Below are 9,942 nucleotides of genomic sequence, written 5' to 3'. Positions count from 1 at the left end.
CAATCCGACAGCACATGGCGGCATCGTCCGCATGCTGCGCTTCATCGGCGCCTGCGAGCATTCCGGCATCGATTACTGGTGCTACAGCGGCGACACCGGCATCGGCAGCGCCTGCTACCTGCATCTTTGCTCAGCACTCGGCTGGATCAGAGAGCCCAACCAGTCGTTGTTCCGCATGCAGCCGATGGACGTGATCGAGGAAGGGCCGTTCGCGCCGAAGAACAACACCGTGCCGGTGCCGGAAGGCTATGGCCTCGGCGTAACGCTGTCTTGCGACAGGCTCGCTGCCTGCCATCGCGACTTCGTCGAGAACGGGCCCTGCAACAAGTATCACGACCCGGCGAAGCCCGGCACCTATCGCCGGCTGCCGCTGAACTGAACCAGGAGACCGTCAAAGGAAAGGAGGCGACAGACCGAGTAGAAGAAGCGGCCGCGATTTCGATCGGACCGCGAGACCGGACAAGGCATGCATCAAGAAAATCTGACCTTCCCCCCTCAAGGAGCGGATGGACCGGATCAACCTGCATGCTACAGTTCGATCGACAGAAATTCTTGACGATGGCCGGGACAGGAGAACTCCACGGAACCGTCAACTGTAACGCACTCGCCAACCACAAGAACTGGGGAAAGGGTTCAGACCCATGAGCAAGAACTACCGCATTCTCGATCTCATCCGGCGCAACCGCACGCCGCTCGAAAACCACCTCATCGATGGCCTTATCGACGGCCGCGTCAGCCGCCGCGAATTCGTGCGCCACGGCAGCCTGCTCGGCCTGTCGCTGCCGCTTCTCGGCCGCATCGGCATGGCCGCCGGTTTTGGCGCCGCGCCCTCGCTTGCCCGCGCTCAAGCGACGCCGGGCGCCACCATCCGCGTCGGCAGCAGCGTGCCGGCCGCAGCGATCGACCCGGTCACAATCGCGGACGCCGGCGGCCTGCTGGTGATGCAGCAGGTGGCTGAATTCCTCTGCATCGACGGCCCGGACCTGGTGCTGAAGCCGGCGCTGGCGGAAAGCTGGAAGCCGAACGCCGACGGCACGGTGTGGACCTTCACACTGCGCAAGGGCGTGAAATTCCACTCGGGCGGCGAGATGAAGGCCGAAGACGTGGTGGCCAGCATCGACCGCCTCGCCGATCCCGCCAACTCGTCCAACGCGCTGTCGGTGTTCAGCGGCATCCTGCAGAAGGGCAACACCAAGAAGGTCGACGACTACACGGTTGAATTCCACCTCGACGCGCCGAACGGCAACTTCCCTTACATGGTGTCGTCCGACAACTACAACGCCGTCATCATCCCGGCGAGCTACAAGGGCGACTACGAAAAGAGCTTCGACGGCACCGGGCCGTTCAAGCTGGAGAAGTACACGCCGAAGGTCGGCGCCTCTTTCGTGCGCAACGAGGACTACTGGGGCGAAAAGGCCTTGCCGGAACGCACCGAGTTCACCTTCTTCACCGACATCCAGCCGCAGATCCTGGCGCTGCAGGGCGGCCAGATCGACATCATCAACCAGATGCCGGTGCTGGCCGGCGTCGGTCTGCTCAACGATCCGAATGTCGACATCATCAGCCTGAAGTCGGTGGCGCACCAGCAGTTGCACCTGCGCTGCGATTCCGACCCGTTCAAGGATCCGCGGGTGCGCCGGGCAATCGCGCTCAGCATCGACCGCAAGAAGCTGGTCGCCGGCCTGATGAAGGGCCGCGCCCAGGAAGGCAACGACAGCCCGTTTGCGAGCGCCTATCCGTCGACCGACACCAGCGTGCCGCAGCGCGAGCAGGACATCGCGCAGGCCAAGCAGCTGATGGAAGCGGCCGGCGCCGGCAAGGGCTTCAAGGTAACGCTGACGACCGAGCGCTATCTGGAAATCCCCGAATACGCCCAGCTCATCCAGAATTGGGTCAAGGAGATCGGCATCGAGCTCGAGCTCAACATCCTCGACCAGGGCGCCTATTACGGCGATGCGGTGTTCGGCAAGTCGAACTGGCTGGACTCGGTGATGGGCATCACCGACTACGGCCATCGCGGCGTGCCGAACGTCTATCTCGCGGCGCCGCTGAAGAGCGACGGCACCTGGAATGCCGCCCACTTCAAGAACAAGGACTACGACCAGCTGGCGACCAGCTATATCGCGGCCCTCGACCTCGAGGCGCAGAAGGCCAGCGCCGGCAAGATCCAGAAGCTGCTGCTCGAGGAAACGCCGGTGATCTTCGGCTATTTCTACGACTACCTGACTGCGACGGCGAAGGGCGTGACGGGCGTGCAGCCCACCGCCATGTCGCAGCTGTTCCTGGAAAAGGCATCGAAGGCCTGACGACAGCGAACAAGCTTATCCCTGACAGCCGGCTCTCCGCGGAGAGCCGGCTCCAATAGGAGTATTCGCCATCCTCGCCTTCCTCGTCCGGCGCCTCGGCCTGTCGCTCATTACGCTGTTCCTGCTCAGCGTCATGGTGTTCCTCGGCGGCCAGGTGCTGCCCGGCAATGTCGGGCGCGCCATATTGGGGCCATTCGCCGATGAGCGCGCCGTCGACGCGCTCAACCATTCGCTCGGCGTCGATCGCCCGCTGCTCGTCCAGTACGGAACCTGGATCTGGAACTTCCTGCATGGCGACATGGGCACGTCCTACATTTTCCGCGCGCCGGTCGCGCCCTTCGTCATCGACGCTTTGGGCAATTCGATGAAGCTGGCGCTGGTCGCTTTCGTGCTGGTGGTGCCGATCGGCATCCTCGGCGGCGTCATCGCCGCGCTCAACCTCAACCGGCCGCTCGACCGCATCATCAGCCTCGGCGGCCTGTCGGTGACGGTGCTGCCGGAATTCGTCACCGGCATCATCCTGATCCTGATCTTCGGCGTGTGGCTGCGCTGGCTGCCGATCGCCGCTTCCTGGCCGAAGGGCGCCGGCTTCTTCACCCAGCTCTACTATCTCATCCTGCCGTCGCTGCCGCTGTTTTTGGTGCTGTTCGGCTATATCGCCCGGATGGCGCGATCCGGCATGATCGAGGCGCTCGATTCCGACTATACTCGCACCGCCGTGCTCAAGGGCCTGCCATGGCGCACGGTGATCTGGCGACACGTGCTGCGCAACGCGCTGTTGCCGACCATCACCGTCATCGCCACGCAGACCGGCTACCTGATCGGCGGCTTGGTCGTGATCGAGACGCTGTTCCGCTACCAGGGCATCGGCTCGCTGATCTTCACCGCCGCGCGCGGCAAGGATTTCCCGATGCTCGAGGCCGGCATCCTCACCATCGGCATCGTCTATGCGGTGGCCACATTGGTCGCCGACTTCCTCTATTCCGTGCTCAATCCGCGCATCCGGCTGGGAGCAGAGCAATGAGCGCGACGGATACTCCCGCGAACCTGCCCACACCCGACACCGCGACGCGGCGCGGTCCCTGGGGCGAGGTGTTGCACTCGCTGTTGCGGTCAGGAACGTTCCTGACCGGGCTCGGCATCGTCCTGTTCTGGATCATCTGCGCGCTGTTCGGCGAGCATTTCGTGCCTTACGACCCACTCGCCGACGACATCATCAATGCGCTTGCACCACCGTCGGCCGAGCACTGGTTCGGCACTGACCAGATCGGCCGCGACGTCTTCTCGCGCGTCATCGTCGGCTCGCGTGACATCCTGACGGTGGCGCCTTTAGCCACGTTGCTCGCGACCGTCGCCGGCACCGCGCTCGGGCTCCTCATCGGCTATTTCCGGGGCATCGTCGACGACATCGTCAGCCGCGTTCTCGAGGCCTTCATGGCGATCCCGGTCGTGATCATCGCGTTGCTCGCCATCGTCGCGCTCGGCACGTCGAAGATCACCGTCATCGTCGTCATCGGCCTGAGCTTCGCGCCGATCATCGCCCGAACGGTGCGCTCGGCGGTGCTTGCTGAACGCGAGCTCGACTATGTCGCGGCGGCAAAGCTGCGCCACGAAGGCGCGCTGCATACGATGTTCGTCGAGATCCTGCCCAATGTCATCCCGCCGATCCTGGTCGAGACGACGGTACGTCTCGGCTACGCGATCTTCGCCGTCGCGACGCTCTCCTTCATGGGCTTCGGCATCCAGCCGCCCTCCCCCGACTGGGGCCTCTCGATCTCCTCGAATTACGGCATGATCGGCGGCGGCTTCTGGTGGACGGTGCTGTTCGACGCCCTGGCGATCGCCTCACTGGTGATCGGCGTCAACCTGGTGGCGGACGGCGTCCATGGAGCGTTCAATGACTGACAAGAACGCACTCGAGCTCAGAGATCTCTCCGTCGCCTACCGTGTCGGCGGCCGCAACCGGGCGGTGCTGCGCAATGTCAACCTCACCATCGGCCGCGGCGAGGCCTACGGGCTCGTCGGCGAATCCGGCTGCGGCAAGTCGACGGCGGCGCTCGCTGTGGTCCGCTACCTGCCGCGCAATGGCTCGATCACCGGCGGCTCGATCGCGCTCGACGGCCAGGACGTGATGAAGCTCGATGGCGAAGCGCTGCGGCGGGCGCGGGCGGAAAGCGTGTCGATGGTCTATCAGGACCCCGGCAAGGCGCTGAACCCGTCGCTGCGCATCGGCCGCCAGCTGACCGAGATCTTTGAGCTCGCCGGTGTCACTGGACAGGCGGCGAGCGACAAGGCCATTGCCATGCTGAACCGGGTGCGCATCTCCGATCCGGCAAGTGTCATGCAGCGCTACCCGCACCAGCTTTCCGGCGGCATGCAGCAGCGCGTGGCGATCGCCATGGCCTTGGCCAACGATCCGTCGATGCTGATCCTCGACGAGCCGACGACGGGTCTCGACGCGACGGTGGAAGCCGAAGTGCTCGACCTGATCGCGCAATTGCGGCGCGAGCTCTCGGCCTCGATCCTGTTCATCAGCCACAACCTCGCCGTCGTCTCGAAGATGTGCGACCGTGTCGGCGTGCTCTACGCCGGCATGCTGGTCGAGGAAGGCTCGACCAAGGACGTCTTCAACGATCCGCGCCATCCCTACACGGTGGCGCTGATGCGTTGCCTGCCGCGCGGCGGCCAGCGCAAGGACCAGGGCCGCCTGGACACCATCCCCGGATTCCTGCCCGGCATCGGCGCCAACATCACCGGCTGCGCCTTCGCCGATCGCTGCGCCCTGGCGACGGAGCGCTGCCGCAGCGAGCCGCCGCCGCTCTACGACCTGGGGGAAGGCCGACTGTCGCGCTGCCACTATCATGACAAGGCGCAGTCGCTGCCGCGCGCGACACCAGCCGAGATCCCCGCCGCAGCACCCAAGCAGGCACCGCCGGTGCTGCAGGTCGAGGGGCTGAACAAGACCTATGCCAGCCACGGCCGGCCGCTGAGGGCGGTGAAGGACGTCTCGGTCAGCCTGAGGCCCGGCGAGACGCTCGGTCTGGTCGGCGAATCCGGCAGCGGCAAGACGACCTTCGCCAGGCTGCTGCTCGGCCTCGTACCGCCGGACGAAGGCGGCAGCATCGAGCTCGAGGGCAGAGAGCTCGCGCCACGGCTTGCCAACCGCACCGAGGATCAGGTCAAGGCGGTGCAGATCGTCTTCCAGAATCCGGATTCGGCGCTCAACCGCTCGCATTCGATCCGGCATATCCTGAGCCGCGCCTTGAAGCGGCTGGGCGGGCTGACCGGCAAGGCGCTGGACACGCGGCTGGAAGAGCTCGTCCGCTCGGTGCGGCTCACCGACCGGCATCTCGCGGTCAAGCCGCGCCAGCTGTCGGGCGGGCTGAAGCAGCGCGTGGCGATCGCGCGCGCCTTTGCCGGCGATCCGCGCATCGTGGTCTGCGACGAGCCGACTTCGGCGCTCGACGTCTCGGTGCAGGCGGCGATCCTCAACCTCTTGGCCGACCTGCAGTCGAAGCAGGATGTCAGCTACATCTTCATCTCGCACGACCTCGGCGTGGTGCGCTATCTCTCCGACAAGATCGCCGTGCTCTATCTCGGCCGCATCATGGAGTTCGGGCCGTCGGAAGCGGTCTTTTCCGGCCCGCACCATCCCTATACGGAAGCGCTTCTGTCGGCCGTGCCGAAACTCGACCGGACCGAGAGCGCGCGCATCCGCCTCGACGGCGAAATCCCAAGTGCCGCCGATCCGCCGAAGGGCTGCGTCTTCCACACGCGCTGCCCGCGCAAGATCGGCGCCATCTGCGAGACGCAGGAGCCGGAGCTCATCGAGGCCGAACCCGGCCATACGATCCGCTGCCATATCCCTTTTGAGGAATTGGCAAGGCTGCAGAAGCCCACGGCCGTGGAGCCGGCGTGATCGCCGTCAGAATGCCGCCGCGCCTGCCATGCTGAAGGCGCGGTCGCTCTCCGCGAAAGCTTGATCGCCCGACAGGTTCCTGGCGAGCGTGCGCAGGCCCGTGAGCGCGATGTCGAGGGCATCGGAAGAGGCCGGGTTCTCCGGATAGGCAAGGTAGATCGGGCGCTGGAACACCGGCGTGTCCTCGACGCGCTTCAGTTCGCCGCGCTCGATGTGACCGCTGACGGCGCTCAGCGGCAGATAGGCGGCCGCCCGTTGTGACAGCACGTGCTGCAGCCCGATGAACACCAGCCCGGCGGAGATCGCAGGCTTCACCATGCCGGCAAAGGCGCGGTCATGCTCGACGCGGAACTCCAGCCCCCAGTCCATCAGTATGTAGTTCTGCGTCCACGATCCGACCTGCGCCGTATGCTGGACGAGGACCACCTGATCGACGGCCAAGGTCTCATAGACGATGCCGGGATGCGGCTTGGGCAGATAGAGGATGCAGATGTCGAGCAGGCCGTCGGCCATCTGGTCGATCGCCAGATCGGGAAAACTCCCTTCGAGGCGAAGCGCCACGTTCGGCCGTTTTGCCCGCATCCAGTCGATCCAGGGCGAGGTGATGCTGTCCCAGAGATAGGCCGGCGCGGTGAGCCTCAGCAGCGTCTCGTAGCCATCGGGAACGGCGATGTCCTGACGCGATTGCTCCCAGGTCCGGGTGATCGTCGAAGCGTGCGGCAGGAACTGCCGGCCGGCCGGCGTCAGGGTGACACCATCGCTGTCGCGAACGAAGAGCTTGCGCCCCAACTGTTCTTCCAGGCCGCGAATGCGCGCGCTGACGGTGGACTGGGCGAGGTTCAGCCGATGGGCGGCGACGGTGAAGCTGCCATGCTCCGCGACCTCGAGGAAACTGCGCAGATTCTCGGTGTCCATGGCTTTCGCCCCCGGCTCGGCGGCAATCGAAGATTCCGATGGCCCTCATCAAAAAATATCGCTTTTCGGCCGTGGTCAACAATGAACTAGATGGCAGAACCTCCACGCCAGCCAAGGAATGCAGCCATGCCGAAGCATTTCAGGACGATCGACGCCGCTCGCAGAAATCTTAGCGCAATCGAAAATTCCGCTATCGATGAATTGCTCGCCGGCAGGATCGGCCGGCGCGAATTCCTGCGTCATGGCAGCGTGCTCGGCCTTTCGCTGCCATTCCTCGGCGGCATCGCCTCGGCGGTTGGTCTCGGCGCGCCGCAAGCGCGCGCCGAGGGCAAGCCGGGCGGCACGGTGCGCGCCGGCGTTGCCGTGCCCGGCGGCGCCATCGACCCGGTGACCTTCTATGACAGCGGCAGCTACCAGCTTGTCTTCCAGACGGCCGAATTCCTGTGCGTGACGCAGCCCGACCTCACGCTGAAGCCGGTGCTGGCGGAAAGCTGGTCGCCCAATGCCGACGGCAGCGTCTGGACCTTCAAGCTGCGCAAGGGCGTGAAATTCCACAATGGCGAGGATTTCAAGGCCGATGACGTGGTAGCGACTTTCGACCGCCTCGCCGACCCGAACGGCGCCTCCAACGCGCTCTCGGTGTTCAAGGGCCTGCTGTCGAAGGGCGGCACGCGCAAGGTCGACGACCACACCGTCGAGTTCCATCTCGACGCGCCGAACGGCAGCTTCCCCTATTCGGTGTCGATCGACAATTACAACGCCGTCATCCTGCCGGCGAGCTACAAGGGCGACTACGAGAAGACCTTCGAGGGCACCGGGCCGTTCCGGCTGGAGAGCTACACGCCGAAGGTCGGCGCAAGCTTCGTGCGCAACCCCGATTATTGGGGCGAGAAGGCGCTGCCCGACCGGCTGGAGTTCAAGTTCTACGGTGACGTGCAGCCGCGCATCCTGGCGCTGCAGGCGGGCGAGGTCGACGTGCTCGACGCCATCCCGCTCGACGTCAGCCAGGTGGTGCTCGGCAATCCGGACATCACGGTGCTGCGTGTCGCCTCCACGGCGCATCGGCAGCTCCACATGCGCTGCGACATGGCGCCCTTCACCGACAAGCGCGTGCGCCAGGCGCTGGCGCTGTGCATCGACCGCTCGAAGCTGGTCGACGGGCTCTGCCGCGGCATGGCGGCGACCGGCAATGACAGCCCGTTCGCGCCGGCTTTCCCCGCGACCGACAAGTCGGTGGCGCAGCGCACGCAGGATATCGCCAAGGCCAAGCAACTGATGGAAGCGGCAGGCCTGGGGGGCGGCTTCGACATGACGCTTACGACGCTGCGCTATTCCGACATTCCGGGTTATGCGCAGCTCTTCCAGAACTTCGCCAAGGAGATCGGCGCCCGCATCTCGCTCAACATCGAGGACCAGGACAAATATTACGGCAAGGCCGTCTTCGGCCAGTCCGACTGGCTGGACAGCCCGCTCGGCATCACCGACTACGCGCATCGCAGCGTGCCGAACGTCTTCCTCAGAAGTCCGCTGGTCGGCGACGGTCCATGGAACGCGGCGCATTTCAAGAATGCGACCTATGACGGGCTGGTCACCGGCTATCTCAAGGCGCTCGATCTCGATTCACAGCGCAAGGCCGCGTCGGATATCCAGAAGCTGCTGCTCGACGAGACGCCGGTGATCTTCAGCTATTTCCCGGACCTTTTGGTGCCGGTGCGCAAGAATGTCAGCGGCCTGCCGCCGATCGCCGCCGGGCTGCTGCTCGACCGGGTATCGATAGGTTGATCATGGTCGCGCGCAAAGCCCTGGCTGCCAACGACGAAAAAAGGACGACTACCATTCGCAAGCCTCATTTGCGCGGCCGCGGGCCGCATTTCCCGCTGCTCGACAATATCGTGCAGTACGAGTTCGAGCCGGGCTATGTCGCCTTCACCATGCCCTCGCCCAAGCGGCTGCGCGTGCAGGTCGGGCCGATGATCGTCGCCGACACGATCAAGGCGCTGGTGTTTTATGAGAGCGACCATCTGCCGGTCTATTACTTCCCGATGAGCGACGTGCGCGAGGAGTTCCTGCTGCCGAGCCGGACAACGACCGAGGATCCGTTCAAGGGCGTGGCCACACATTATTCGCTGAACACCGGCATCACGCTGGTCGAGGATGGCGCCTGGCGCTATCTCGACCCCGTCAAGGGATGCCCGCCGATCGCGGACTACATATCCTTCTACTGGCCGAAGATGACGCATTGGTGGGAAGAGGACGAGGAGATCTTCGTCCATGCCCGCGATCCGTTCCGCCGCGTCGACTGCCTGCCTTCGTCGCGGCGCGTGCAGGTGATCCTCGACGGCGAGCAAGTCGCCGATTCACGGCGCGGCGTTTTCCTGTTCGAGACCGGCCATCCGGTGCGCCACTATCTGCCGATTTCGGACACGCGGCTCGATATGTTTACGCCCAGCCGCTACATCTCGCGCTGCCCCTACAAGGGCATCTCCAACTACTACCATGTGACCACACCTAAGAAGCGGCACGAGAACCTGGTCTGGTATTATCCGGAGCCGGTGCACGAGGCCGAGCGCATCAAGGGGCTGGTGTGTTTTCATCACGAGCTGGTCGACAAGATCCTGGTCGACGGGGTGGAGATCCCCAAGGAAGCGACGGCGGCATCCGACGGGTATTTCTGAGCGGTCCCCATTGGGCTAGGAACGCGAGGGCGCAAAATGAAAACCGTCTTCGTGGCGTTCCTTCACACCCCCCTCTGTCCTACCGGACATCTCCCCCGCAAGGGGGGAGATTAGCCGGTAGGACAGA

General features: G+C 64.8%; 8 protein-coding genes. 7 read left to right on the top strand and 1 reads right to left on the bottom strand.

The features are described from left to right. The 5 genes from EOA38_RS17360 to EOA38_RS17340 form a co-directional block, all read left to right on the top strand. The coding region (locus EOA38_RS17360; protein WP_281060105.1) for an enolase C-terminal domain-like protein at positions 1 to 379 on the top strand (379 nt) is incomplete at its 5' end. Positions 380 to 641: 262 nt separating this feature from the next. Then, positions 642 to 2,306, top strand: coding sequence for an ABC transporter substrate-binding protein (locus tag EOA38_RS17355; RefSeq protein ID WP_126095350.1), 1,665 nt, complete (start codon positions 642 to 644; stop codon positions 2,304 to 2,306). 70 nt (positions 2,307 to 2,376) lie between these two features. After that, positions 2,377 to 3,330: an ABC transporter permease gene (locus EOA38_RS17350; protein ID WP_126095351.1), complete on the top strand. Its 954-nt coding sequence runs from the start codon at positions 2,377 to 2,379 to the stop codon at positions 3,328 to 3,330. Further along, entirely contained in the window at positions 3,327 to 4,211 is an 885-nt protein-coding gene (locus EOA38_RS17345; RefSeq protein ID WP_127299793.1) for an ABC transporter permease, read from the top strand. The genes EOA38_RS17350 and EOA38_RS17345 overlap by 4 nt, the downstream gene beginning before the upstream one ends. Then, the gene (locus tag EOA38_RS17340; RefSeq protein ID WP_245480861.1) at positions 4,204 to 6,225 is read left to right on the top strand and encodes an ABC transporter ATP-binding protein; all 2,022 of its coding nucleotides are present in this window, start codon (positions 4,204 to 4,206) and stop codon (positions 6,223 to 6,225) included. Before EOA38_RS17345 ends, EOA38_RS17340 begins: the two co-directional genes overlap by 8 nt. 6 nt (positions 6,226 to 6,231) lie before the next feature. On the opposite strand, the gene EOA38_RS17335 is transcribed toward EOA38_RS17340, so the two are convergent. Continuing rightward, positions 6,232 to 7,140: a LysR family transcriptional regulator gene (locus EOA38_RS17335; protein ID WP_127299791.1), complete on the bottom strand. Its 909-nt coding sequence runs from the start codon at positions 7,138 to 7,140 to the stop codon at positions 6,232 to 6,234. Between the two features lie 126 nt (positions 7,141 to 7,266). On the opposite strand from EOA38_RS17335, the gene EOA38_RS17330 reads away from it, so the two are divergent. Together EOA38_RS17330 and EOA38_RS17325 are read left to right on the top strand one after the other, a co-directional pair. Beyond that, positions 7,267 to 8,922, top strand: a complete 1,656-nt coding sequence (locus EOA38_RS17330) for an ABC transporter substrate-binding protein (RefSeq protein ID WP_127299790.1) — start codon at positions 7,267 to 7,269, stop codon at positions 8,920 to 8,922. 2 nt (positions 8,923 to 8,924) lie between these two features. After that, entirely contained in the window at positions 8,925 to 9,815 is an 891-nt protein-coding gene (locus EOA38_RS17325) for a DUF427 domain-containing protein (RefSeq protein WP_127299789.1), read from the top strand. The last annotated feature ends 127 nt before the right edge of the window (positions 9,816 to 9,942 follow it).

Source organism: Mesorhizobium sp. M1E.F.Ca.ET.041.01.1.1, from assembly GCF_003997355.1.
Taxonomy (GTDB): domain Bacteria; phylum Pseudomonadota; class Alphaproteobacteria; order Rhizobiales; family Rhizobiaceae; genus Mesorhizobium.
Note: the sequence above shows the minus strand (reverse complement) of the source record. Positions and strands in the feature narration are given on the sequence as shown.

Bases quoted from the DNA above. Each gene is read 5' to 3' on its own strand.
- EOA38_RS17325 (WP_127299789.1), top strand. From the start codon at position 8,925: ATGGTCGCGCGCAAAGCCCTGGCTGCCAACGACGAAAAAAGGACGACT.
- EOA38_RS17335 (WP_127299791.1), bottom strand. From the start codon at position 7,140: ATGGACACCGAGAATCTGCGCAGTTTCCTCGAGGTCGCGGAGCATGGC.
- EOA38_RS17330 (WP_127299790.1), top strand. From the start codon at position 7,267: ATGCCGAAGCATTTCAGGACGATCGACGCCGCTCGCAGAAATCTTAGC.
- EOA38_RS17340 (WP_245480861.1), top strand. From the start codon at position 4,204: ATGACTGACAAGAACGCACTCGAGCTCAGAGATCTCTCCGTCGCCTAC.
- EOA38_RS17355 (WP_126095350.1), top strand. From the start codon at position 642: ATGAGCAAGAACTACCGCATTCTCGATCTCATCCGGCGCAACCGCACG.
- EOA38_RS17345 (WP_127299793.1), top strand. From the start codon at position 3,327: ATGAGCGCGACGGATACTCCCGCGAACCTGCCCACACCCGACACCGCG.